At 66.6% G+C, this 23,330-nt stretch carries 20 protein-coding genes and 1 pseudogene; 12 read left to right on the forward strand and 9 right to left on the reverse strand.

Annotated features, from left to right (window positions below):
• Nucleotides 1-135 precede the first annotated feature (135 nt).
• A complete protein-coding gene (locus ACMVY4_RS22000; RefSeq protein WP_416898079.1) occupies nucleotides 136-3,063 on the forward strand; it encodes a beta strand repeat-containing protein in 2,928 nt (975 codons plus the stop codon).
• A gap of 6 nt (nucleotides 3,064-3,069) precedes the next feature.
• On the opposite strand, the gene ACMVY4_RS22005 is transcribed toward ACMVY4_RS22000, so the two are convergent.
• From ACMVY4_RS22005 to ACMVY4_RS22025, 5 genes and pseudogenes are all read right to left on the reverse strand, one after another.
• Nucleotides 3,070-3,453 (reverse strand): gamma-butyrobetaine hydroxylase-like domain-containing protein, encoded by a 384-nt coding sequence (locus ACMVY4_RS22005; protein ID WP_416898080.1) that lies wholly within the window; start codon nucleotides 3,451-3,453, stop codon nucleotides 3,070-3,072.
• A gap of 2 nt (nucleotides 3,454-3,455) precedes the next feature.
• Nucleotides 3,456-3,641 carry a Trm112 family protein gene (locus ACMVY4_RS22010; RefSeq protein ID WP_416898081.1) on the reverse strand — a complete coding sequence of 62 codons (186 nt, stop codon included), beginning with the start codon at nucleotides 3,639-3,641 and terminating at the stop codon, nucleotides 3,456-3,458.
• 26 nt (nucleotides 3,642-3,667) lie between these two features.
• A pseudogene (locus ACMVY4_RS22015) lies at nucleotides 3,668-4,934 on the reverse strand (SulP family inorganic anion transporter).
• Between the two features lie 29 nt (nucleotides 4,935-4,963).
• Nucleotides 4,964-5,647 (reverse strand): LON peptidase substrate-binding domain-containing protein, encoded by a 684-nt coding sequence (locus tag ACMVY4_RS22020; RefSeq protein ID WP_416898082.1) that lies wholly within the window; start codon nucleotides 5,645-5,647, stop codon nucleotides 4,964-4,966.
• Nucleotides 5,648-5,660: 13 nt separating this feature from the next.
• Nucleotides 5,661-6,044 carry a cupin domain-containing protein gene (locus ACMVY4_RS22025; RefSeq protein WP_416898083.1) on the reverse strand — a complete coding sequence of 128 codons (384 nt, stop codon included), beginning with the start codon at nucleotides 6,042-6,044 and terminating at the stop codon, nucleotides 5,661-5,663.
• 77 nt (nucleotides 6,045-6,121) lie between these two features.
• Between ACMVY4_RS22025 and ilvD the strand changes: the two genes are divergently transcribed.
• The 3 genes from ilvD to ACMVY4_RS22040 all read left to right on the forward strand — a co-directional run bounded on the left by ilvD (nucleotide 6,122) and on the right by ACMVY4_RS22040 (nucleotide 10,563).
• Nucleotides 6,122-7,846: a dihydroxy-acid dehydratase gene (gene ilvD, locus ACMVY4_RS22030; protein WP_416898084.1), complete on the forward strand. Its 1,725-nt coding sequence runs from the start codon at nucleotides 6,122-6,124 to the stop codon at nucleotides 7,844-7,846.
• An 89-nt stretch (nucleotides 7,847-7,935) separates the two neighbouring features.
• Nucleotides 7,936-9,081 (forward strand): acyl-CoA dehydrogenase family protein, encoded by a 1,146-nt coding sequence (locus ACMVY4_RS22035; RefSeq protein ID WP_416898085.1) that lies wholly within the window; start codon nucleotides 7,936-7,938, stop codon nucleotides 9,079-9,081.
• Between the two features lie 183 nt (nucleotides 9,082-9,264).
• Nucleotides 9,265-10,563 carry a 3-hydroxyacyl-CoA dehydrogenase NAD-binding domain-containing protein gene (locus ACMVY4_RS22040; protein WP_416898086.1) on the forward strand — a complete coding sequence of 433 codons (1,299 nt, stop codon included), beginning with the start codon at nucleotides 9,265-9,267 and terminating at the stop codon, nucleotides 10,561-10,563.
• A 214-nt stretch (nucleotides 10,564-10,777) separates the two neighbouring features.
• On the opposite strand, the gene ACMVY4_RS22045 is transcribed toward ACMVY4_RS22040, so the two are convergent.
• Nucleotides 10,778-11,842, reverse strand: coding sequence for a TIGR03617 family F420-dependent LLM class oxidoreductase (locus tag ACMVY4_RS22045; RefSeq protein WP_416898087.1), 1,065 nt, complete (start codon nucleotides 11,840-11,842; stop codon nucleotides 10,778-10,780).
• Between the two features lie 135 nt (nucleotides 11,843-11,977).
• Here ACMVY4_RS22045 and ACMVY4_RS22050 point away from each other — a divergent pair, with 135 nt between their 5' ends.
• The 5 genes from ACMVY4_RS22050 (at nucleotide 11,978) to ACMVY4_RS22070 (ending at nucleotide 16,234) form a co-directional block, all read left to right on the forward strand.
• Nucleotides 11,978-13,093, forward strand: coding sequence for a mechanosensitive ion channel family protein (locus tag ACMVY4_RS22050; protein WP_416898088.1), 1,116 nt, complete (start codon nucleotides 11,978-11,980; stop codon nucleotides 13,091-13,093).
• Nucleotides 13,094-13,139: 46 nt separating this feature from the next.
• Complete coding sequence (locus tag ACMVY4_RS22055; protein ID WP_416898089.1) at nucleotides 13,140-13,571, forward strand: hypothetical protein; 432 nt, start codon at nucleotides 13,140-13,142, stop codon at nucleotides 13,569-13,571.
• A 4-nt stretch (nucleotides 13,572-13,575) separates the two neighbouring features.
• Nucleotides 13,576-14,280, forward strand: coding sequence for a hypothetical protein (locus ACMVY4_RS22060; protein WP_416898090.1), 705 nt, complete (start codon nucleotides 13,576-13,578; stop codon nucleotides 14,278-14,280).
• A 79-nt stretch (nucleotides 14,281-14,359) separates the two neighbouring features.
• Entirely contained in the window at nucleotides 14,360-15,439 is a 1,080-nt protein-coding gene (locus tag ACMVY4_RS22065; RefSeq protein ID WP_416898091.1) for a M14 family metallopeptidase, read from the forward strand.
• A 51-nt stretch (nucleotides 15,440-15,490) separates the two neighbouring features.
• Entirely contained in the window at nucleotides 15,491-16,234 is a 744-nt protein-coding gene (locus tag ACMVY4_RS22070) for a TerC family protein (protein WP_416898092.1), read from the forward strand.
• A gap of 9 nt (nucleotides 16,235-16,243) precedes the next feature.
• Here the strand turns inward: ACMVY4_RS22070 and ACMVY4_RS22075 are convergent, their stop codons facing one another.
• The 3 genes from ACMVY4_RS22075 to ACMVY4_RS22085 all read right to left on the reverse strand — a co-directional run bounded on the left by ACMVY4_RS22075 (nucleotide 16,244) and on the right by ACMVY4_RS22085 (nucleotide 20,151).
• A complete protein-coding gene (locus ACMVY4_RS22075) occupies nucleotides 16,244-16,615 on the reverse strand; it encodes a response regulator (RefSeq protein WP_416898093.1) in 372 nt (123 codons plus the stop codon).
• A gap of 4 nt (nucleotides 16,616-16,619) precedes the next feature.
• Complete coding sequence (locus ACMVY4_RS22080) at nucleotides 16,620-19,598, reverse strand: PAS domain S-box protein (RefSeq protein WP_416898094.1); 2,979 nt, start codon at nucleotides 19,596-19,598, stop codon at nucleotides 16,620-16,622.
• Between the two features lie 64 nt (nucleotides 19,599-19,662).
• Nucleotides 19,663-20,151 carry a MarR family winged helix-turn-helix transcriptional regulator gene (locus ACMVY4_RS22085; RefSeq protein WP_416898095.1) on the reverse strand — a complete coding sequence of 163 codons (489 nt, stop codon included), beginning with the start codon at nucleotides 20,149-20,151 and terminating at the stop codon, nucleotides 19,663-19,665.
• 108 nt (nucleotides 20,152-20,259) lie between these two features.
• Between ACMVY4_RS22085 and ACMVY4_RS22090 the strand changes: the two genes are divergently transcribed.
• The 3 genes from ACMVY4_RS22090 to ACMVY4_RS22100 are packed head-to-tail and all read left to right on the forward strand — an operon-like array spanning nucleotide 20,260 to nucleotide 23,308.
• A complete protein-coding gene (locus tag ACMVY4_RS22090; RefSeq protein ID WP_416898096.1) occupies nucleotides 20,260-20,823 on the forward strand; it encodes a PAS domain-containing protein in 564 nt (187 codons plus the stop codon).
• 48 nt (nucleotides 20,824-20,871) lie between these two features.
• Entirely contained in the window at nucleotides 20,872-21,342 is a 471-nt protein-coding gene (locus ACMVY4_RS22095; RefSeq protein ID WP_416898097.1) for a flavodoxin family protein, read from the forward strand.
• 22 nt (nucleotides 21,343-21,364) lie between these two features.
• On the forward strand, nucleotides 21,365-23,308 hold the full coding sequence (locus ACMVY4_RS22100; protein WP_416898098.1) for an autotransporter assembly complex protein TamA: 1,944 nt from the start codon (nucleotides 21,365-21,367) through the stop codon (nucleotides 23,306-23,308).
• Nucleotides 23,309-23,330 lie beyond the last annotated feature (22 nt).

The following is a 23,330-nucleotide window of genomic DNA, read 5'->3' on the forward strand; positions in this document are numbered from 1 at the left end:
CCTGCATTTTCCGTGGTCACCGGGACCCTGCCGTTGCAGAATGGGAGCGGGGTCGAGTTGTGTAAGTCTGAGCGTTAGCAGCCCCGGCAGCATCGTCCGTCGATGCAACGCCAGGCCTTCGGGAAGCGACGGATAATGGCGAAGACGGAAATCGTACTGCTGCCAGAAGAAGATGGCACCGTCGGCAAGGTTGCCGTGCAGAACGAGTCCGGCGAAGTCCTTCTCGAACGCGCCTTTGACCGCACCGACGCCCTGAGTGGCCAGGCCCCCGCCGCCCCCCAGATCGCCAGCCGCACCATCATCGCAGAACGCTTCCGCGCCCTGCTGGAGTTCCAGGCCGAAACCGGCTTCGGAGATGGCGGCGATCTGCGAAGCATGTTCGATCTCACCGCAGCGCCGAGGGAACAGGACGACGGCACCCGGGCCGCGGACCGATCGGAAGGCGCCGGGCCGGCACCCCTGGCAGCGGCCTTCTCCGGCGGCGGCGTGGACACGGCCGATACCGACGCCATTGACGGGTCCGGCGACGATGAGGACGACGACGCCGAAGAAGGCGAAGAGGAGGGTGAGGACGCCGAGATCGCCGGACGCGACAACGACGACGGCGATGACGATGACGAAGACAATCTGGAGGAAGAGCTGGCGGCGCTGCTGGACCAGGCCGGCGGGCTGAGACCGCCGCGCGGCCCTAGGCTGCGGCTCCGCGACCGCGACAACGATGACGACGACGATGACGACGGCTTCGATGACGACGATGACGATGATGACGGGCCCGGCAACGGCGAATCCCTGACCGGCACACCCGGCAACGACAACATCACGGCCGGTCCCGGAAACGATACGCTGGCAGGACTCGGCGGCGCCGACGTGCTGAACGGCGGCACGGGGTTCGACATTGTCGACTACCGGGCCAGCGGTGCTGCCGTGACCATCAACCTCGCCCTCGGAACGGCGGTTGGCGGCGACGCGCAGGGCGACACGTTCAATTCCATCGAAGGCTTCATCGGCAGCAACTTCGCCGACAACATCACGGGCGACGGCAACGACAACCTCATCGAGGGTGCGGGTGGCGCAGACGTCCTGACCGGCGGACTCGGCGACGATACCGTCGCCTTCATCCGCGACCCGGCCGGTGTGACCGTCAACCTGACGCTGGGAACCGCCACAGACGGCGGCGGTGCAAACGATGTGCTGGCGGGCTTCGAGAATGTCCAGGGCTCGGACTTCGCCGACCAGATCACCGGCGATCTCAACGGCAACGAACTGGAAGGCCGCGAAGGCAACGACACCATCACCGCCGGCGCCGGCGCAGACGAAGTCTCTGGCGGCGACGGCGACGACAGCCTGTCCGGCGGCCTGGGCAACGACGAGGTGGAAGGCGGTGACGGCAACGACACCATCCTGGGCGGCGACGGCAACGACGAACTGAATGGCGGCCGGGGCATTGATCTGCTGGATTTCAGCGCAACGACGCTGGGCTTCACCGTGAACCTGGCCACGGGCACGACCAGCGGCGCGGAAGTCGACAGCGACACGCTGCGGGGCTTCGAGCAGGTTACCGGCGGCGCGGGCGCAGACAGCATCACCGGCGACGACGGCGCCGAGACACTGGATGGCGGCGGCGGCAACAATTCGCTCGATGGCGGCGATGGCAACGATGTGCTGACCGGCGGCGCGGGGATCGACAGGTTCGCCATCCGCGGCGGCGAAGGCAACGACACCATCACCGACTTCACCCCCGGCGCCGGGGTCGACGATCTGGTCGACTTCAACGGCGTGGTGGGGTTCACGGCGTTCGCCAACGTCACGGCCGCAGCGAGCGACGACGGCACCGACACCATGATCGACCTCGGCAACGGCCAGACGCTGACGCTTCGCAATGTGCTGGTCGCCAATCTCAACGCCAATGATTTCACTTTCGCCGGCGGCGGCGTGGTCCTGGGCACCGCGGGTGCCGACACCCTGACCGGCACCGCCGACGCCGAAACACTGGAGGGTCTGGCGGGCAACGACCTCATCAACGCGTTGGCCGGAAACGACAGCCTTGATGGAGGGGCCGGCGACGACACGCTGCAGGGCGGCGATGGAGACGACCTGCTCGAAGGTCTGGCCGGCGCGGACCAGTTCGTCGGCGGCGCAGGCGACGACACCATCTCTTTCGCCGAATCCGGCGCCGGGATCGCGATCGCCTTTTCGACGACCGACGGCAACGGCATCGGCGGGTTCTTCGCGAACCAGGGCGCGGCCGGCGGCCTTGCGGGCGACGCGCTCGGCGACACCTTCTCCGAGGTAGAGGCGTTCGCCGGATCCGACTTCGATGACACAGTCGGTGGGGCGGCGACCGATTTCACCTTCGACCTGGGCGGAGGAAATGACGTCTTCGACACCGATGCCGCAGACGACGCCGACGAGACCGTCAACGGGGGCGCGGGCAACGACACGATCTTCGCGGGCGATGGCGACGACTTGGTTTCCGGCGGCGCGGGCGATGACCAGCTTCGCGGCGAGGACGATGACGACTCGCTCGACGGCGGAGACGGCAATGACGATCTCAACGGCGCGGCCGGCGCCGACACGCTGGTCGGGGGCACCGGCAATGACAATCTGGTCGGCCAGATCGGTGCTGATTCGCTGGTCGGCGGCGCGGGACGGGACACTCTGCTGGGCGGCAACCAGAACGACTTCCTGAACGGCGGACCCGGCGCCGACCGTCTGGTTGGCGGCACCGGCGGCGACACGTTCTTCTTCAATCCGCAGACCGACGGCACCCAGATTGCCGCAAACGAGACGGTCGCTGCGGCCGGCGTGGCCGTAGATCTGGTCGCCGATTTCGGCAATGGCGGCGACGCCTTCAACATCGCGCAGGGCGGCCTGCCGGTCCTGACGCTCACCACGATCGGCGTGGCCTATGACGGTACGAATTCGGGTCTGATCGCCGGTCCGGCGCTGTTGTTCGACGGGACGCACCTGATCGTCGATCCCAACGTCAACGAGGACGGCTACACGGTTCTGGCGGAGGTCCAGGGGGCCGCGCCGAACAACGCCGACATCAGCCTGGTCTGACGGCGTTCAGCTGCCGCGGCTGAGCCCCCGGCTGTCGAGTTCGTCGCAATAGCGCTCCCAGATCTCCTCGTAGCGGTCGCCCGCCTCGTAGAGATAGCTCCAGGAATAGATGCCGGTGTTGTGCCCGTCGTCGAACTTCAGGCGCACGGCGTAGTTGCCGACCGGCTCGATCTCGGTGATCTGCACGTTGATCTTGCCCGGCACCCACTGGCGCTGCGACGGGCCGTGCCCCTTGACCTCGGCCGACGGGCTTTCGACGCGCAGGAATTCGTGGGTGAAGCTGAAGTTGCGGCCGTTCTCGAAATCGACTTCCAGCAGCCGGTCGGCCTGTTTCAGGCGGATCTCGAGCGGCTGCGGCCGCCCGGCTTCCTCATAGACGTCATAGGCCATGGTCAGCTGTCGGCCTCTTCCAGCTTCCGCGCCTCATCGACCAGCATGATCGGGATGCCGTCGCGGATCGGATAGGCCAGACCCGCCTGCTTGCTGATCAGTTCCTGGGCCTCCCGGTCATATTCCAGCGGACCCTTGGTCAACGGGCAGACCAGAATCTCGAGCAGCTTCGTATCGACCTGTTGCATGTTCGAAAATCTCCTCGCACCGAGGTCTAGCGCCGTGGCGGTGTCCATTTCGCTTCGGGTATGTCGCGCCGACGGAGCCGGAGCGCAAGCCCCAGCATCGCGCCGACTCCGATCGCGACCGTGAGATCAACAAGTACAGTCAACGCCATCGTAAGCAAGAGAAGAACCCGATCGGAGACCGGTGCCGCAGCATAGGCCCGCCAGCGATGCGGCTCGCTCATGTTCCAGGCCGTCAGCATCAGAAGGGCCGCGAGGCTGGGCATGGCCAGGTAGCCTGCGGTGTCCGAGATCAGCAGGGTCGCCGCAAGTATGGTCAGGGCGTGGACGATGCCGGCCACCGGCGTTTTGGCCCCGGCCCTGACATTCGTCGCGGTCCGGGCAATGGCGCCGGTAGCGGGCAAGCCGGCGAAGATCGCGCTGCCGAGATTGGCCGCCCCCTGGGCGATCACTTCGGCATTCGGCCGGTGATGACCGTCGATCATCCGATCCGCGACCATCGCCGAAAGCAGCGACTCGATCGCCGCAAGGAAGGCGATGACAAGCGCAGACGGAAACAGTTCGACGACCCGCGCCAGGGAGATATCGGGCATGGACGGCATCGGAATGCCCGAGGGCAGGCTGCCATAGCGCGAGACCACCGTATCGACCGGCCAGTTGGCCATCGCCACGGCAAGCGACGCGAAGTCCCACCGCCACGATCAGGCCAGGGAATCGCGGCAGGAGACGGCGCAGCAGCACGATCCCGGCCATTGTCCCGGCAGCGATCGCCACGGCGTGGAGACTGGCTTCCGATGCATGCTCCCAGATGACCGGCACCTTTGCGATGAAATCGGCGGGAAGATCGCCGATCCTCAGTCCGAGAAAATCATTGATCTGGCTGGTCGCGATGATGATGGCGATGCCGATGGTGAAGCCGTTCACCACCGCTTCCGGAATGAAGGCGACAAGCCGGCCGGCGCGAAAGAACCCTGCAATCAGCAGGATCAGACCGGCCATAGCCGTCGCCAGCACCAGACCGTCATGGCCATGTTCGGCGATGACGCCATAGACCACGACGATGAACGCACCCGTCGGCCCGCCGATCTGGACGCGGCTGCCGCCGAGGAAGGAGATCAGGAATCCGGCCACGATCGCCGTCGTCAGGCCTTCGGCCGGTGTCGCGCCGGAGGCGATGGCAATGGCGATGCTCAGGGGCATCGCCACCATGGCCACCGTCACGCCGGCGAACAGATCGGCGCGGAACGTGCCCCAGGAATAGGCACGGAGCGTGGTCAGAAGTTTCGGGGTTCGCATGGACAGGGGACCGTTGAGGTCCCGGGACGCTACTGCACCGTGGTGTCGCCGTCATCCCCTTCCAGCAGAGCCATCTGCATCAGCGTCACCATGACCTCAGCCCGACGGGCGATGTCGGCGGCTTCCAGCAGGGCCTGCTTCTCCGGCGGCGCCAGCGGCAGCACCATCGACAGGGAGTTCACCAGCACGGTGTCGGACGCGCGCTTCGCCGCGTCCCAGTCGGCCTTCAGCCCCCGGCTGTCGAGAAACTGCCGGAGCGTCTCCACCAGCCGGTCGCGGTCGATCGCGGCCGGCTTCCCGCCGGAAGCGAAGTCGCCCTTGAAGGGCTCGTAGTCGGCCAGGATCTGACGATAGGGCGTGTCGCGGCTGAGTTCTTCCTTCACCCGGAACCGGCAGACGCCGGCCAGGGCGATCAGGTAGCGGCCGTCATCGGTCTCTGAGTAGTCGACGATCCGCCCGAGGCAGCCGATGTCGTAGACCGGCGGTTCCGGCCCGCCATCATGCTCCTCACTGGGCTGGATCATGCCGATCATGCGCGGACCGCTCATCGCGTCGCGGATCATGGCGAGATAGCGCGGCTCGAAGATGTTGAGCGGCAGCCGGCCGCCCGGCAGCAGGATGGCCCCCGGCAGCGGGAAGATCGGAATCCGCTCCGGCAGATTCGCCGGGCTGTTCGGACGCTCTGAACTGGTCATCGTTGAAAAGTGGGGCATCGGCGCCGCCAACTCAAGCGGGCCTGTGCTCCGTCCCCTCGCCGAAGGTGATCACGGTGAGATCGCCGGGCTCGACGGTCCGGGCGAAATGCCAACTGCCGCGCGGGATGACGAAGCTCTGCCGCGCCACCAGCCGAACCGTCCGTGTCGATTTGCCGTCATCGAGATCGATCTCGATGGCGCCCGAATGCAGCACGAAAAGCTCGTCGCCCTTCGGGTGCATCTCCCAGTGCGGAAAGTCGCCCGTCATGCGGATGAAGGTGACAAGCGCATCCGGCGCAATCTCGCCGCCCAGCAGCTTCGGCCAGAAGCTCTCGGGCTCGTGCGCCTCGAAGGCGCCGTCCGAACTGCCGACGGCATAGACCGTGCTGTCGACATCCCTCGCTTCTCCGGCCATGGCCATCCTCCTTTCCGTCACGTCCTGATATGGTCTAACAGAAACCTGCGACCAGACGACGACAAGGGGAGGAATCGATGGACAAGAAGACATTCGACAAGGCGAGGCTGCCCAGCCGCTATGTGACCGAGGGCTATCAGCGCGCGCCGCACCGCTCCTACTACTACGCCATGGGCATGACCGACGAGGAGATCCATCGTCCGCTGGTCGGCGTGGTCACCACCTGGAACGAGGCCGCGCCCTGCAACATCGCCCTCGCCCGCCAGGCCCAGTGGGCCAAGAAGGGCGTCACCGAGGGCGGTGGCACCCCGCGCGAATTCACGACCATCACCGTCACCGACGGTATCGCCATGGGCCATCAGGGGATGAAGGCCTCACTGGTCAGCCGCGAAGTGATTGCGGATTCGACCGAACTGACCGTGCGCGGCCACTGCTACGACGCGCTGGTCGGACTGGCGGGCTGCGACAAGTCCCTGCCCGGGCTGATGCTGGCCATGGGCCGGCTGAACGTGCCCTCGGTCTTCATGTATGGCGGCTCGATCCTGCCGGGCAAGTTCGAAGGCCGCGACGTCACCGTGGTCGACGTCTTCGAGGGCGTCGGTCAGGTCGCCGCCGGCAACTGGACCGAGGAAAAGCTGCACGAACTGGAATGCGTCGCCTGCCCGTCCGCCGGCTCCTGCGGCGGCCAGTTCACCGCCAACACCATGGCGATGATCTCGGAAGCCATCGGCCTGGCCCTGCCCGGCTCGGCCGGCGCGCCCGCGCCCTACGAGAACCGCGACACCTTCGCCACCGCCTCCGGCCGCGCGGTGATGAACCTGCTGGCGCAGAACATCCGCCCGCGCGACATCATCACCCTCGACAGCCTGGCCAACGCCGCGACCGTCGTCGCCGCGACCGGCGGCTCCACCAATGCCGGCCTTCACCTGCCGGCGCTGGCGCATGAATGCGGGCTGAGCTTCACGCTGGACGACGTCTGCGACATCTTCAAGAACACGCCCTACATCGCCGACCTGAAACCGGGCGGGAAATACGTCGCCAAGGACATGTACGACATCAACGGCATCTCGGTGGTGATCAAGGAACTGCTGGACGCAGGCTATCTGAAGGGCGACTGCATCACCGTCACCGGCAAGACACTGGCCGAGAACGTGAAGGACGTGGTCTTCCCCGAGGATCAGGACGTCATCTACCACGTCGCCAAGCCACTGACGAAGACCGGCGGCGTGGTCGGTCTGAAGGGCAATCTGGCTCCCGACGGCGCCATCGTGAAAGTCGCCGGCCTGGGCCGGATGCAGCATTCCGGTCCGGCGCGCTGCTTCGATTCGGAAGAGGACTGCTTCGCCGCGGTCGAGAAGCGCGACTACAAGGAAGGCGACGTGCTGGTCATCCGCTACGAGGGTCCGAAGGGTGGCCCCGGCATGCGCGAGATGCTGGCGACCACGGCGGCGCTCTACGGCCAGGGCATCTCCGACAAGATCGCCCTGATCACCGACGGCCGCTTCTCCGGCGGCACCCGCGGCTTCTGCATCGGCCATGTCGGTCCGGAAGCGGCGGTGGGCGGTCCCATCGGCCTGCTGCAGGACGGCGACATCATCCACATCGACGCCGATGCCGGGACGCTGAACGTCGAACTGACCGACGAGGAACTTCAGAAGCGCAAGGCCGCCTGGCAGCCGCGCGAGACGGACTACCAGTCCGGTACCATATGGAAATACGCCCAGACGGTCGGCCCGGCCCATCTCGGCGCGGTCACCCATCCGGGCGGCAAGGCGGAGACGCATTGCTACGCGGACATCTGAGTGGAAACCGCCATGCTGGGGATGGATGGGTCGGCCAGCATGGCGGCGCCCTTGCTTGAGGACCGAAATCGGAGGGGAGGCCGAAGCGCATGAACTGGACGAAGGACGAGGAGCGCCTGCTGGAAGTGAACCGGCAGGTCGCCGAAGTGGCCGCATCGGTGGCGGCGGACTGCGAGGCGAACCGCCGCCCGCCGCGCGAGGTCTGGCAGGCCTACGCCGATGCCGGGCTGAAGGGCATGCTGGTGCCGAAGGCGAAGGGCGGCCATGCGCTGCGCGCCTCGGTGATGGCGGCGATGTCGGAGGAACTCGGGCGGGCCGATCCGGTCGCGGCGCTCACCTTCGTGCCGCAGGAATACTGCATGAGCGCCATCGCCACCTATGGCGCCCATGACTGGCACGACGAGATCCTCGCCAGCCTGATGGCGGCGGAGATCACCACGGGCTTCCTGCTGACCGAACCCGGCGCCGGATCCGACGCCACGGCGATGGCGACGCTGGCGACGGAGATGCCCTTCGGCTGGCGGCTGAACGGCACCAAGGCCTGGGTCACCAACGCGCCCTATATCGACGAGTATTTCGTCTTCGCCCAGACCGAACCCGGCGCCGGCGCGAAGGGGATTGCCGGCTTTCTGGTGCCGCGCGAACGCGACGGGGTCATCGTCGGCGAGCCTTACGAGATGCTGGGCGGCTACGTCGCCTCGATCGCCGACGTCACCTTCGCCGACGTGATCCTGGAGCCGGAACGCATGGTCGTGCCGCCGGGCGAGGGCCTTCGCGCGGCGCTGTCGGCCATCGACATGGCCCGCATCAATGTCGGTGCGGAATGCTGCGGCGCGCTGTCGGTCGGGCTGGAAACGGCGCTGGACTACACCACGCAGCGCAATGCCTTCGGACAGAAGCTGGCGAATTTCCAGGGCCTGCAGTGGCAGCTTGCCGAGGTGGCGACCGACCTCTACGCCGCGCGGTTGATGGTCTATGACGCCGCCGCGAAGCTGGAAGCCCAGGGCAAGGCCTCGGTCGAGGCGGCGCACGCCAAGAAGTTCGCCACCCGCGCCGCGATGGACGGGCTGGATATCTGCATGGGCCAGATGGGCTCCAACGGGCTGAAGCACGACACGCCCCTGCCCCGCCTGTTCGCCGCCGCCAAGATCGCCAAGACCCTGGACGGCGCCACCGAAATCCAGAACCTCGTCATCAGCCGCGGGCTGCTGGCGCCCTACCGCGACCGGCTCTGACGCACGCCTCTGTTGCACGGGTTACCCCGGAAACCCACACTGTCATCCCCGCCCTGTGCGGGGATCCGGTACTGAGTTGAAACCAGACTGGACGGTCGCGATCCGTCCAACAACGCCGCAACCGGACCCCGGCACAAGGCCGGGGTGACAGCTCGGGCGCGGCGACAGGGAAGGAAACCGACCATGACCGCCGAGCAGCAGACCGCCGACTACATTGCCCGCATCGCCAAAGAGGCCTGGGTCGTCCCGGCCCTGCCGACCGGCACCCCGATGCGGAAGATCGAAAGCGTCGGCATCATCGGCGCCGGCACCATGGGCGGCGGCATCGCCATGAATTTCGCCACCGCCGGCTATCACGTCCGCATCGTCGAGACGAAACAGGAAGCGCTGGACCGGGGGCTGGGCGTCGTCCGCACCAACTACCAGCGCTCGGCCGACCGCGGGCGTTTCCCGCAGGACGAGGTCGATGTCCGCATGGGCCGCATCCACGGCACGCTGAAGATGGAAGACTTCGCCGACTGCGACCTGATCATCGAGGCCGTCTTCGAGGACATGGAGCTGAAGAAGACCATCTTCGGCAATCTCGACCGCATCGCGAAGCCGGGCACGATCCTGGCCACCAACACCTCGGGCCTGAACATCGACGAGATCGCGGCTGAGACGAAGCGGCCCGAGGACGTGATCGGGCTGCACTTCTTCTCGCCCGCCAACGTCATGAAGCTGCTGGAGATCGTGCAGGCCGACCATACCGCGCCCGACGTGATCGCCACCTGCATGGACATGGCGCAGAAGATCAACAAGGTCGCCGCCCTGGTCGGCGTCTGCCCCGGCTTCGTCGGCAACCGCATCCTGCGCCAGCGCCAGGTGCAGGCGACCGGGCTGGTTTACAAGGGCGTCATGCCCTGGGACGTCGATGCGGCGCTGAACGATTTCGGCTTCCGCATGGGCCCGTTCCAGATGTCCGACCTCGCCGGGCTCGATATCGGCTGGAAGAAGGGCGCAAAGACCGAGAATCCGATCCGCGACGCGCTCTGCGAGCTCGACCGCCGCGGCCAGAAGACCGGCGCGGGCTATTACGACTACGACGAAAACCGCAACCGCCAGCCCTCCCCGGTCACCGAGCGCATCATCGGCGAGATCACCGGCGTCGACACGAAGGCTGGCAGCCCGATGACGAAGGATGAGATCATCGAGGCCTGCATCTATCCGATGATCAACGAGGGCGTGAAGATCCTGGAAGACGGCAAGGCCCAGCGCCCCGGCGACATCGACGTGATCTGGCTGAACGGCTACGGCTGGCCCGCCGACAAGGGCGGCGTGATGTATTACGGCGACACGGTCGGCGCGGCGAAGGTGCTCGAGGTGATGGAGAAGATCGGCGCCGAAAACCCCGCCATGGCCCCCGCCGCCACGCTCCGCGAGATCGCGGCCAGCGGCGGAAAGTTCACCGAGATCGACAAGGGCGGGTTGCGGGTCGGCTGAACGCTGACGCCGTCGCCACTCTCCTTTGCATCCCTCGGTCTCGACCAGAGGGTCTGAGTCTCGGCCGCACCACAGGTCCTCGGGTCGAGCCCGAGAACAACAAGAGTGCTGAGGTCATGCCCGCCTCGCGCGGGCATCCGGTCGACTCATCGGACCGGCGGCGAAGCCGCTCCGGACCCCCGCGTGGCGCAGTGCGCCAGCGGGGGTGACCCGACTATCCGACCGCCGCCGTCTTGCCCGGCAGCGCCTTGATCCCCCTCACGATCCCCTCCCACATCGCCGGGTCTGACGCATAGGGGGCGTAGAGGGTGAGGCGGTCGGCGAAGCTGCCGACGCGGGCGTCGATCAGGGCGGGGATGTCTTCGGGCGCGCCCTTCACGCAGAGTTCGGCGACCATCTCGTCGGGCAGCAGGTCCGGCATCTCGGCCCAGCGGTTCTCCTTTGACATGGAATTCAGCACCGGCCCCAGATCGCCCCAGCCGTGCGCCTCCATCACCCGCCAGTAGGCCGGCGTGGTGCCGTAGAAGGCGAGCAGGCGGCGGCAGTTGGCCTCGGCGGCCTGCATCTCTTCCTCGGTGCGCCCGGTGATGGTGATGACCATGGCCGGCATCTCGAAATCGGCCAGCGTGCGGCCGCTCTTCGCCAGGCCCCGCTGCAGCGCCGGCATCTGCACCTCATGGATGAAGGTCGGCGTGTTGAAGGGATGACCGAACAGCCCGTCCGCGACCTCGCCCGCCATCTCCACCATGCGCGGGCCCAGCGCGCCGACATGGATCTTCGGCGGCGGGCCGTCGATGGGCGCGGGCGTGAAGACCGGGTTGGTGATGGTGTGGGTGTAGAACTCACCGCGGAAGTTCAGCTTCGATCCCGTCGCCCAGGAGTCCCAGATCGAACGCAGGGCGAGGACGTATTCGCGCATCTGCTTCGCCGGGCCGTGCCAGGGCATGGAGAAGCGCCGTTCGATATGAGTCTGGATCTGCGAGCCCAGCCCGAGGATGAAGCGGCCCTTCGAGTATTGCTGCAGGTTCCAGGCCTGCAGCGCCACGGTCATGGGCGAGCGGGCGAAGGCGATGGCGACGCCGGTGATCAGTTCGATCCGCTCGGTGTGTTCGGCCGCCAGCAGCAGGTTGAAGAACGGATCGATATTGGTCTCGATGGTGTAGAGGCCGTCATAACCGGCGGCCTCCAGCATCCGCGCCCGCTCGGGCACCAGAGACAGATCGCCGTCATAGAGACGGAGGTCGTCGACCCCCGGAAACAGTGCGCCGTCGACTTTCATTTCGCGTCCTCCCCTTCGCGCCGCCATGCTAGCCGAGCCGCGTGCGAGTTGCGAACCGGCGATCCGCAGGCCATATTGCACCGCAACATGAAATGAAGAGGCGCGGCGCGCCTGCCCCTGAGCCGCGAAGACCCAATGCCGAACGACCGGACCGTGTCCGGCTGGTTCAACCGGTTCACGGAAGGCACGGGCAGCGCCGAGCTGGCCATCATCCTGCTGACCGCCGCCGCCATCGTGGCCGCGGTCATCCTGCACGCCATCGCCTTCGCCATCCTGCGGCGCGTCTTCGACGAGGACGGGCCGGGGCGGCATGCCGTGCAGCGCGTGCGCGGCCTGACCCGGCTGGCCGCCATCCTGCTGGCGCTGTTCATCGTGCTGCCGGCGGCGGATTTCGACCCGGCCATTGCCGAGACGGCGCGGCATGCGCTGAAGATCGGCATGGCGGTGCTGTTGGGCTGGAGCGGCGTCGCCGCCATCGGCACCGTCTCCGGCTGGATCGAACGCCGGCACCGCATCGACGTTGCCGACAATCTGGAGGCGCGCCGGATCCACACCCAGATCAAGATCCTGCGCCGGACCGGCATCGCCATCGTCGTGCTGTTCGCCGCGGGCGCGGTGCTGATCACCTTTCCCGCCGTCCGGGCCTTCGGCGTCAGCTTCTTCGCTTCCGCCGGGCTGGCCGGTCTGGTGCTGGGCTTCGCCGCCCGGCCGATCCTGACCAACCTGATCGCGGGCATCCAGGTGGCGCTGACCCAGCCGATCCGCATCGACGACGTTGTCATCGTCGAGGGCGAATGGGGTTGGGTGGAGGAGATCAAGGCGACCTATGTGGTGATCCGCATCTGGGACTGGCGGCGGCTGATCGTGCCGCTGTCGAACTTCATCGAGAAACCGTTCGAGAACTGGACGCGCGAGACGGCCTCGATCATCGGCACGGTGTTCTGGCATGTCGACTACCGCGCGCCCATCGGCGAGATGCGGGCGAAGCTGGAGGAACTCGCCGCGGCGAACCCGCGCTGGGACAAGGACATCGTCAACCTGCAGGTCGTCGACAGCGGCCAGGCGACGATCACCGTCCGCGCCCTGCTCAGCGCCCGCTCCTCGCCCGAGGCCTGGGACCTGCGCTGCGAGATCCGGGAGGCCATGCTGACCTGGCTGAGAGAGGAACACCCGGAGGCCCTGCCGCGGGTCCGGGCCATCGTCGGCCAGCCGAAGATGGACAATCCGGCGCTGGACCCGCTGGCGCGCTGATCCGCCTGATGTAGCCTGACCGACCGCAACCGAGGAGGCGACGACGATGCGGAACCGCGCCCTTTTCCTGATGGCGATCCTTGGCTGCGCGGCCGGCGCCCCGGCGGCCGCCGACGGCATTTCCGAAGCGACCCTGCAACGGCTGCAGACCTGCGCCGATACGGCCGGTGCGGCGGGTCCAGCGGCCACAACGGACTGCATCGACGGCGCCCTCGAGGCCTGCAACGAGGGCGGTGCCTGGTCGGGTCTCTCCTGCTACTATGAGATGCGTGAGGGAATGACGATCCTCGCCGAAGCACGCTTTGCGGACCGGGCGCTATTCTTTGCCTGGCTGCTCGATGCGGGCGACGGCATGTGCGGCGACGTGATCGCCGAGTTGCCCGCCGGCACCCCGCAGCGCGGAAGCTCGGCGCTCTGCGCCTATCAGGCGGCCCGGACAGCGTTCTCCGCGGCCGCATGGATGGACGACAGGAGGTGAATCCATGTCGCAGGTCACGGTCCAGGGTATCCTGAACATCCTCATCGGCACCGAACTCGGCGGCCGGATGGAGCATCGCTACCGGGTCAGTTTGGCAGTGCCCAACAGCCTGCTCGGCAAGACCAAGGGGCGGAACTCCAGTGGCTTCGCATTCGGGGCGGTGCAGCTCGACATCGGCGGCAACACCTATGCCCGCGCCGCCTACCGCGCCGCGCTGGACCAGGCGCTCGAGAGCGGGCTGATCGACCGGGAAAAATATGACGACCTGATCGTCTATGACGGCATGAAGCGCCCCGATCTGGTGCACGCAGTCGCTACCCGCCAGCGCGCCGACCGGGACTTCATTCAGAACACGATCCTGGCCGACGCGGCGGTCCGCGCAATCATCGACGCGAAGGAACTCGACTATCTGGGCGACACCCTGCACCCGTCGGTCGACAGCTTCATCGACGCCGTGGTGGCGAAGTGGGGCGCCGGCACGGTGTTCGAACCGGACCATGCGGATTTCCACACGGCGGTCGCCGCGATGACCTCGATCTCGAACCGGACCGGCGGGCTTCGCGGCTCGACGAATTATTTCGTCGGCGCCGCCACGCCGCCGCGGACGCTGGACGCAGTCCGGACCCGCTACAACAAGGTGCTGCCGCCGCATGACTGGCATCTCATCGAGCTCGGCGCCGGGACCTACCGCGACGGCGGCGTCATCTGATCCTGGCGGTGACGCTCGCTGCTTCCGCGCCTCAGGCCTTCCGTGTAATGTTGCACCGCAGCAAACGGGAGGCCGGCCGGTGAGCGTCAGCAGTCATTTTTCAGCGTCCTATGAAGAGGCACGGTCGAAGTTTCTCGACGCAGCGGCCGCCGCGGGCGCCACGCTCGAACGCTTCGACAACCCGGCGGAGAATCCGCGCGGCGTGGACCTCTCGACCGATGTCGCCCGGCTCGGCGATCCGGCGGCGCCGGCAATGCTGCTGACCTTTTCGGGTACCCACGGCGCGGAAGGCTTCTGCGGCTCGGGCGTGCAGGTGGCATGGCTGGCCGACGGCTTCTGGAAGGAAGTGCCGGACAGCGTCCAGCAGGTCCATGTCCATGCCATCAATCCCTACGGTTTCGCCTCGCTGTCGCGCACGACCGAGGACAATATCGACCTCAACCGCAACTTCGTCGATCACGCCAATCCGCCGGTGAACGAGGGCTGGCCGAAGATCCAGCCAGTGTTGTGCCCGACTGAATGGAACGACGGCACGCTGGATCAGATGAAGGCTGGCGTGGAGGCTTTTGTCGAGGAGCACGGCTTCTGGGCCTTCCGCGAGGCGGCGACTTCGGGCCAGTACCGGGACCCGAAGGGAATCTTCTACGGCGGGTCGGCGCCGGGTTGGTCGCGGCGCACAGTGGAGACCATCGTCGGGAAATACTGCAAGGGGCTGAAGCAACTGGCGGTGATCGACTATCACACCGGCCTCGGGCCGCGCGGTTTCGGCGAACGGATCATCGACCATCTGCCGGACACGCCGGGCTACGGCCGCGCCATGGACTGGTACGGCGGCGACGCATCCTCGCCCTATCTCGGCACCTCCACCTCGGCGAAGCTGACCGGGCAGATGCTGGACTGGATCGACCGGGCGCTCACGGGAACCGAGGTCACGGCCATCGCGCTCGAATACGGCACTGAACCCGAGGACAAGGTGATCGGCGCGCTGACCTCGGACAACTGGCTCCGTTTCCATGGAGACCTGTCCTCCGCGCGCGGCCGGGAGATCAAGCAGAAGGTCCGGGACGCCTTCTACCAGGACGCCAACGACTGGAAGCAGATGATCTGGGACAGGGCGCTGGACACGCAGCGCCTGGCCCTGCAGGGCTTGACCCGCTAGGCGCCGCCGCCATCTGAAAGGGCAATAACAAGAACGACAAGGGTAACCGCGATGCTCGAACTGCTGTCCGATCCATCCGTATGGGCATCGCTCGCCACGCTCACCGCGCTGGAAATCGTTCTCGGTATCGACAATCTGGTCTTCCTGTCGATCGTCACCAACAAGCTGCCGGTACATCAGCAGAAGCTGGCGCAGCGCATCGGCCTGGGCCTTGCGCTCGGCATGCGGATCGCGCTGCTGTCGATGATCGTCTGGATCGTCGGGCTGACGGCGCCGCTGTTCGAGGCCTGGGGGCATGTCGTCAGCTGGCGCGACATCATCATGCTGGGCGGCGGGCTGTTCCTGCTCGGCAAGGGCACCTACGAGATCCACCATCAGGTCGAGGGCGGCGGCGGTGAGGAAAGCGCCGGCAGCGCGACCCTCACCATGGCGATTGTCCAGATCGTCATCCTGGATGCTGTGTTCTCGCTGGATTCGGTGATCACCGCCGTCGGCATGACCGATCAGCTGCCCGTCATGATCGCCGCCGTCACCATCGCCATGGCGGTGATGCTGTTCGCGGCCGGCCCGGTCGCCACCTTCATCGAGAAGCATCCGACCGCGAAGATGCTGGCGCTGAGCTTCCTGCTGCTGGTCGGCGTGACGCTGATCGCGGACGGCATGCACTTCCACATCCCGCGCGGCTTCCTCTATTTCGCCATCGCCTTCTCGATCCTGGTCGAGGCGCTCAACCTGTGGGCCAAGACGTCAGCGGAGAAGCGGCGGAAACGGGAACGCGAGATCCGCGGCGGCTGACCGCGCCGGTCAGGCGTCGACCGCCTCCCGGACCGCTTCGATCAGTTCCTCGTCGTCGAAGGGTTTGTAGAGCACACGGAGCGCACCGTAGAGATCCGCCACGGCGGTCACGTTCTCCAGCGTCGCATCGGGACCGCCGCCAGAAACGATGATCACCGGCAGTTCGGGATGGGTCTCGGTGATTTCCTTCATCAGGGCGAGTCCGCCTTTCTTTGGCATCCAGATGTCGAGAACGGCCACGTCGTAGTCGCCGGCGCTCAGCCGTTCGGTGGCAGCAACGCCGTCCTCGGCCAGCACGACCTCGTGTCCCTCGCCCTCGAGGACGATCTGCATCGCCTCACGCATCTCGGCCACGTCTTCCGCGATCAGCACGCGCGCCATCGCCTCACTCCCCCTCGACAGAGCCGTTTGGAACCAGGGGCAGCAGCACCTCGACCCGTGCGCCCTCACCGGGTCTGGACAAGATGTCGATCGCGCCGCCCCAGCGCTTGACGATACCGTATACCACCGAAAGTCCCAGCCCTGTCCCCTTCCCCGTTTCCTTCGTCGTGAAGAACGGTTCGAAGATGCGGTCGGCGACATCCGGCGGGATGCCCGGACCGGTATCGGCCACGCTGAAGCAGGCGTAGTCGCCCGCCGCGAGGCCGATGACTTCGCCATCTCGAAGGACCCGCTCGGTCAGCGCTATGCTGATGATGCCGCGCCCTTCCATGGCGTCCGCGGCATTGCGCAGCAGGTTCAGCAGGATCTGCGTGAACTCGGTCTCGTTCACCCGCGCCACCAGATCGGAATCGGGCAGCTCGAACTCCAGTTCGATGTCCCGCATCGACAGGTCGCGGGAAAACGAGAGCCCGCTCGCCAGCAACTGGTTCAGCGAGCGCGGCTGCATCTCCTGTCCGTCGCCGCGCGCGAAACTGAGCGTCTCGCGGACAATGGTGCCGGCCTTGTCGGCACAGTCGATAACGCGCTCCAGCAGCTGCTCACGCCGCGCGGCATCGTCGGCACGGCCCGCCGCGCGAGCGAAGGTGCGGATCGGGTGCAGCATGTTGTTGATCTCGTGCGCGACGCCGCCCGCCAGCTGTCCGATGGCTTCCATCTTCTGGACTTCCTGCAGATGGCGTTCGATCTCGGCCTGACGCTGCTCCAGACGCCAGCGGTCGGTGCGGTCGATCACCAGCACCAGGCGGCCGATGCCCGGAAGCGGGGTCGAGCGGGCGTGCAGTTGCACCTGCTGGCCGTCCGGCAGCGACATGATGAACTCGGGATAGACGAAGGATCGGCTGCTGCTGTCGGCGAAGGTCCGGCTCTCCGCCTCGATCTGGGCCTTGACCTCTTCCGGCAGGCGGACGGTCTTTATCCAGGGACGGCCGAGCAGATCTTCCTCGCGGTCAATCTGCAGGGTCTCGCGCAGGGTTGGCGAGGCATCGTAGATCCGCCCGTCCTCGTCCAGCACGCAATAGCCGATGCCCGCTGCGTCGATCGCCTGGAGGATGGCCCGGAAGCGGAACTCGCGCGCCTCGATTTCCTGGCGCGCCTGCCGCTGTTCCGTCTGGTCGAGCACGATCATGGCGCGTTCGCCGCCCGGCAGCGGCGCCAGCCGTACCAGGACGGACAGCCGGTCGCCATTAGGCCGCACCCAGTCGATGTCCAGATTCCGGATGCGGTCGGGCGCCATGCCATCGGCAGCGCTGTCAATGGTTGCACCATAGCGGGCTCGGATATCGGTGCCGCCGGGCCCCTGGATTTCCGACCACAGCTTGCCGAGCACATCGCCTTCCCGCTCGATCCCTGCGATGTGCAGAAGCGCCGGCCGTGCGGCAATGATGTGCCCACCATTGTCCTGAACCCCGATGCCGACCCCGGCGCGGTCCAGGGCATCGAAGATGTTCTGCAGCCGCTCGTCTGCCTCCCTCCGCTGCCGTTCGGCGACGACCCGTTCGGTCACGTCCTGGGTGGTGCCGAAATAGGCTGTCAGCATGCCGGTCTCGTCGAACTGCGGCTCGCCCACGACATGCACGATCTTCGGCGACCCGTCCGGGGTCCGGATATCGGCCTGATAGCGGTACCCTTCCTGCCGCGAGATCGCCGCCTCGCGGATGCGGCGCACTTCGTCCGATTGTTCCGGCACGATCAGGTCGAGGATGAAGGTGGTCCAGATCTCCATGTCCTTCGGCACGCCCAGGATGTCGTAGATGGTGTCTGACCAGAACAACCCGTCGGTTCTCTGATCGATCCGCCAATGGCCGATACGGCCCATGGTCTGGGCGCGTTCCAGCGCCATGTTCCGTTCCCGAGCCAGCCGCTCCGCCTCCCGGAGGCGGGTCACGTCCCGGGTAATGCCGAAATAGCCGGTGAACCGTCCGCGTTCGTTGAACTCCGGCTGGGCCACGGTCTCGATGCTGATCGCCCGCCCCTTCGGCGTGACGACGTCGGCGACATAGGAAAACTCGCTCAGATCGGCATCCGCCTTGCGCCGCCCGGCCTCCGCCCTGGCACGGGACGGCGCATCCATCAGCGCATGCATGTCGTCGATCGTGAAGCGTGTACCGGGTTCGATATCCAGCAGTCTGAGCAGCGTCTCGGAAAAGTCGACGGCCTGACTGCCGCGCGGGATCCGCCAATGCCCCATCTGCCCGACGCGATGCGCGCGTTCCAGAAGACGGGTCTGCCGGGCAAGGCGACGCTGGATCCGGTGCAGTTCGGTGATGTCGCGGGTGATGCCGAAGAAGCCCAGAAACTCGCCGTCGGCGTCGAACTCCGGCTCCGCAACGGTCTCGATGGTGATGCGACGGTCATCGCGCGTGATCAGGTCGCAGACATAGCTGAACGCCTTGCGGTCGGCGACCGCCTGTTCGCGCTGGCTGACGATGCGCTCCCGCTGTTCCGGCACCAGCATGTCGAAGAAATCATCGACCGAGGCGGCCGCCCCCTCCGGCACGCCCATCAGCTCGTACATGACGTTGGACCAGACCAGCGTGCGTTCGCCCGCCGGCATCCGCCAGTGCCCCATGCGGCCGACAGTCTGGGACCGTTCCAGCATGCGCCGGTGCTGGGCCGCGTCCGCCGATGCGTCCTGCATGGCGGTGATGTCCTGGGTCGAACCGCGGATCGCCGTCACCGAGCCCGATCCGTCAAGTTCCGGCTCGGCCCGGACCTGCAGCAGGCATCGCTCGCCATCGGGACCGCGGGCCGCGACTTCGCGGGCGAACGGTTCCGAAGTCGCGATCATGCGGTCCAGCGCCTTCCGAATCGCCGCCAGGTCATCGGACTCGAACGGCTCGAAGATGCTGCCGATGCTGCGCGTGTCCGGCGCCGGCGCCGCTGGATCGGCCGCGCCGAACTGCCAGAGCATGGTCAGTTCCATTGTCCCGACATCAATGCGCCAGACCCCGAGCCGTCCGGCGGGTCCCGCGGCGCCCCGATGCGAATCAGTCTTGCTGCCGTCCGCCATTGACCGCGCGCCCGGACGCCGCCTCACCAGTCATGCCGTTTGACATCCGTGCCGTGATGTCGGCGAGGCTCTGACCGAGCGTTTCGAACTGCTCGTCCGGAAGATCCTGCAGTGCCCTTGCCAGACGGAAGATCGGGTCGGACTGAAGCAACTCCCGGCCAGCCGGCGTCAGCGAGATGACGGAGACGCGGGCGTCCTCGGGGTCCTTTTCGGTACTGATCAGACCATGCCTTTTCAGCGCACTGACCGTCCGCGACGCCGGCGCAAGCGTGACGTCGAGATAGCGTGCGAGCCCGGCCACGGAGCGGGCGCGCCGGTTGGCGCGGGCAAAGAAACGGAGCGCCGCCCACTGGACCGGATGAATGTGGGCCGGTCCCCGCTGATCGTAGATCCCCCGCGCCGTCTGCTCGATCAGCGTCGCGAGTGCCACGGCGGGCCGTGAAGGTTGGGCGATCTCCGGCTTCATGGGGAAGGCGTAGCAAAACACCTTGCTGTTAGCAATTTTTATGTTGCACGTGCTCAGCCCTTCTCATATACATTGCTACTAGCAACTATATGAACACGGAGCACAGTCATGAGCGGCGACATCTCCTGCCGGATTTCCGATGTCGGCCATACCGAATTCGCAGCCTGGCTCGATCATCGAGAGCTGCCCCAGAACTCGGCGCACCTGTTCGCGCGGCTGTCGCATTTCTGGTTCTCGATTGCAGAGGGCGACCGCAAGCCCCAGCGGAAGGATTTCGGGCCGCAGGACATCGTCTTCGCATTGCCGCATCTCTTCATGGCCGACGTGACCCGAAAGGGCCTGATGCGCTACCGGCTGGTCGGAACGGAGATGGCGCGCCAGTTCCACCGCGATCCCACCACCCGCGAAGTCGGCGCCAGCGGCGAGCAGTGGGAAACCAGGATCATGTCCCGCCTGGTCGGCGGCGTCTCCAACAGCGGAGTCCCTGCCTTCGCCGTATCCCCGTCGTCAGGCGGCGACGCCGGTCCGTCCAGTTTTGCGGCCATCGCCTTTCCCCTCTACAATGAGGCCGGCGACATCAACATGGTCCTCGGGGCGGCGGTCTTCCGCAGCAAGGCGCGCCTGCTCCGCGACCGGCTGGAGGCCGTCGAAGGGTACAGGCTGATCGCCTGAGAGGGGGCCCGCCGGACGGCAGACGCATTGGAGTGAGATCACCAGGGAATGCCTACCCCTCGGACATTGCTCATCGTCGGACATGTGCCTTCCGGGAACACCGCCCGCCTCCGGGCGGCCGCGGCCGAAGGCGCGAAGGCGGACGGGATCGAGGGGATCGGGATCGTCGAGAAGTCGCCTTTCGACGCCGGCCCCGAAGACGTGATGGCCGCCGCTGGCATCATTCTCGGCACGACCGAAAATCTCGGATACATGAGCGGTGCTCTGAAAGACTTCTTCGACCGTACCTACTATCCGGTGCTGGAGGAGAAGCAGGGGCTGCCGTATGCATTGTATGTCCGCGCAGGGCATGACGGCACCGGCACCTGCAGGGCGGTCGAGACCATCACGACCGGCCTGCGCTGGAATGCCGTCCAGGAGCCGCTGGTCTGCAGGGGCGAATGGCAGGAGGAGTTTGTCGATCGATGTCGCGAGCTGGGCACACTGATGGCGGCGGGGCTGGAATCCGGGATATTCTGATCCGGGCGGCCGGCGCGTCGCGGTGTCACATCTCTTGCGCTTCTTCCGCCCGCTTCCAAATCGTTTCATCAGGCCGCAACTGCGGCAAAGAAGGCGGGATTTCAGCATCTTAATCAACTTCCAAGGTCTCGCCATAGCGGCGGCGCGGGGACTTGCCGCGGCGGCGCTGCTGCTTTCCGGCGCATGCTCGATCCTGGAGGAGACCGGGATTACCGGTCCGCAGACGGCGCTTGAGGGCGAACAGCCCGTCAAATACACCGCGACGATCGAGGGGCTGGACGATCTGCCCGGGGAACGGGAGATCGCGCGGGCTTCGACCCGGACCTTTCAGCTTCAGTCCCGCGGGGCGCCGAGCGTTGCCGGTCTGGAGCGCCGCGCAGAGCAGGACACGCAGGAGATTCTCCGGGTGCTGAGCGCCGAAGGCTACTACGACGCCACGGTCGAATCCCGCGTCGTCACCGCCGGCCCCGATCTGGTCCAGGTCACATTCACGGCCGATCCGGGGCCGCGCTACGGCTTCGGCGACGTCACCGTCCAGCTGGACCCGGCAAGCGAGGAAGCGCCGGTGCCTGATGCCCTCGCCGCCGCCGGCGGCCTTGCGTCCGGACAGCCGGCCCGGGGCGAGGCGGTGGTTGAATCCGAGGCAAAGGTGGTCACCTATCTGCGTAACCACGGCTTCCCCGAAGCGAAATTCGTCGAGCGGAAGGCAGTAGCGCAAAAGGAAGACAGTACCCTGGACGTGACCCAGATATTCAATCCAGGTCCGTTCGCCCGCTTCGGCGACCTGGAGATCGATCCGAACAGCAGTCTCGAACCGGACTACATCCTCGGCCTGGTGCCCTGGACAAAGGGCGACATCTACAATCAGCAGAAGGTGGACTCGTTCCAGGCCGCGCTGAAGTCGACCGGCCTGTTCGACACCGTCAAGATCGCCCCCGACAAGGCCGCCGAAGACGACGAACCCGGCCCCGAGCGCGATCTGCTGCTGTCCGTGGACAACGCCGAACAGCGCTCGATCGGCGGCAGTCTCCGCTACGACACCGACCAGGGCCCCGGCGTCCGCGCCTTCTGGCGGCACCGCAACCTGTTCGGCCGCGCCGAGGACTTCAGGGCTGAAGCCGACGTCTCGCTGGACGAGCAGAAGGTCTCCTTCGGACTGACCCGCCCGCGCTACCCCGGCGAACGCTGGACCACCAGCGAGAGCCTGACATTCCGGCGGCTGAACGACGAGGCCTTCGACGAAAAGTCGGTGACCGGCCGCGTCGGGATGGAGATCGGGCTCAAACGGGGCTGGACCCTGGGCGGGGCGGTCGAGGCCAGTGCCTCGCGCGTCGATTCCGACGTCCAGAACGACACCGCCTATCTGGTGGGTCTGCCGCTGTTCGCGCGGCGCAACCGGACCAACGATCCTCTGGATGCCACCGAAGGCTACCGCTTCTTCCTGCGCGCCGGCCCCTTCGCCGGCCTCAACAATGGCGAGCCGGTCCAGTTCGGCATCGTGGGCGGCGGCGGTTCGGTCTATTTCCCGCTCATCGGCGAAAACCGTCTGGTTCTGGCGATGCGCACCGAGGTCGGTTCGATCCTGTCGCAGGACCTCGACGACATTCCGGTCAACAAGCGCTTCTTCGCCGGCGGCGGCGCATCGGTCCGGGGCTATGAGTTCCAGTCGATCTCGCCGGCGGATGCGCAGGGCGACCTCTCGGGCGGCCGGTTCCTCAATGAGAACAGCCTGGAACTCCGCATGCGCTTCGGCGAGAGCTTCGGCGTCGTCGCCTTTGCCGATGCCGGTCTGGTCGAGGAGGAACCCTTCCCGATCTTTGCCGAGGAGTACCAGGTCGGCGTGGGCGGCGGCTTCCGCTACTACAGCCCGGTCGGACCGATCCGTTTCGACCTCGCCTTCCCGCTGAACCGAAGGAACGGCGACAACTTCTTCGAGTTCTATATCAGTCTCGGCCAGGCATTCTGATGCGCCGCACACGACGGATCAT

Source organism: Minwuia sp., assembly GCF_048007105.1.
GTDB lineage: Bacteria > Pseudomonadota > Alphaproteobacteria > Minwuiales > Minwuiaceae > Minwuia.

Excerpts from the sequence above, each read along its gene's own strand:
- ACMVY4_RS22000 (WP_416898079.1), top strand. The coding sequence starts at position 136 with ATGGCGAAGACGGAAATCGTACTGCTGCCAGAAGAAGATGGCACCGTC.
- ACMVY4_RS22005 (WP_416898080.1), bottom strand. The coding sequence starts at position 3,453 with ATGGCCTATGACGTCTATGAGGAAGCCGGGCGGCCGCAGCCGCTCGAG.
- ACMVY4_RS22010 (WP_416898081.1), bottom strand. The coding sequence starts at position 3,641 with ATGCAACAGGTCGATACGAAGCTGCTCGAGATTCTGGTCTGCCCGTTG.
- ACMVY4_RS22020 (WP_416898082.1), bottom strand. The coding sequence starts at position 5,647 with ATGCCCCACTTTTCAACGATGACCAGTTCAGAGCGTCCGAACAGCCCG.
- ACMVY4_RS22025 (WP_416898083.1), bottom strand. The coding sequence starts at position 6,044 with ATGGCCGGAGAAGCGAGGGATGTCGACAGCACGGTCTATGCCGTCGGC.
- ilvD (WP_416898084.1), top strand. The coding sequence starts at position 6,122 with ATGGACAAGAAGACATTCGACAAGGCGAGGCTGCCCAGCCGCTATGTG.
- ACMVY4_RS22035 (WP_416898085.1), top strand. The coding sequence starts at position 7,936 with ATGAACTGGACGAAGGACGAGGAGCGCCTGCTGGAAGTGAACCGGCAG.
- ACMVY4_RS22040 (WP_416898086.1), top strand. The coding sequence starts at position 9,265 with ATGACCGCCGAGCAGCAGACCGCCGACTACATTGCCCGCATCGCCAAA.
- ACMVY4_RS22045 (WP_416898087.1), bottom strand. The coding sequence starts at position 11,842 with ATGAAAGTCGACGGCGCACTGTTTCCGGGGGTCGACGACCTCCGTCTC.
- ACMVY4_RS22050 (WP_416898088.1), top strand. The coding sequence starts at position 11,978 with ATGCCGAACGACCGGACCGTGTCCGGCTGGTTCAACCGGTTCACGGAA.
- ACMVY4_RS22055 (WP_416898089.1), top strand. The coding sequence starts at position 13,140 with ATGCGGAACCGCGCCCTTTTCCTGATGGCGATCCTTGGCTGCGCGGCC.
- ACMVY4_RS22060 (WP_416898090.1), top strand. The coding sequence starts at position 13,576 with ATGTCGCAGGTCACGGTCCAGGGTATCCTGAACATCCTCATCGGCACC.
- ACMVY4_RS22070 (WP_416898092.1), top strand. The coding sequence starts at position 15,491 with ATGCTCGAACTGCTGTCCGATCCATCCGTATGGGCATCGCTCGCCACG.
- ACMVY4_RS22075 (WP_416898093.1), bottom strand. The coding sequence starts at position 16,615 with ATGGCGCGCGTGCTGATCGCGGAAGACGTGGCCGAGATGCGTGAGGCG.
- ACMVY4_RS22080 (WP_416898094.1), bottom strand. The coding sequence starts at position 19,598 with ATGGAACTGACCATGCTCTGGCAGTTCGGCGCGGCCGATCCAGCGGCG.
- ACMVY4_RS22085 (WP_416898095.1), bottom strand. The coding sequence starts at position 20,151 with ATGAAGCCGGAGATCGCCCAACCTTCACGGCCCGCCGTGGCACTCGCG.
- ACMVY4_RS22090 (WP_416898096.1), top strand. The coding sequence starts at position 20,260 with ATGAGCGGCGACATCTCCTGCCGGATTTCCGATGTCGGCCATACCGAA.
- ACMVY4_RS22095 (WP_416898097.1), top strand. The coding sequence starts at position 20,872 with ATGCCTACCCCTCGGACATTGCTCATCGTCGGACATGTGCCTTCCGGG.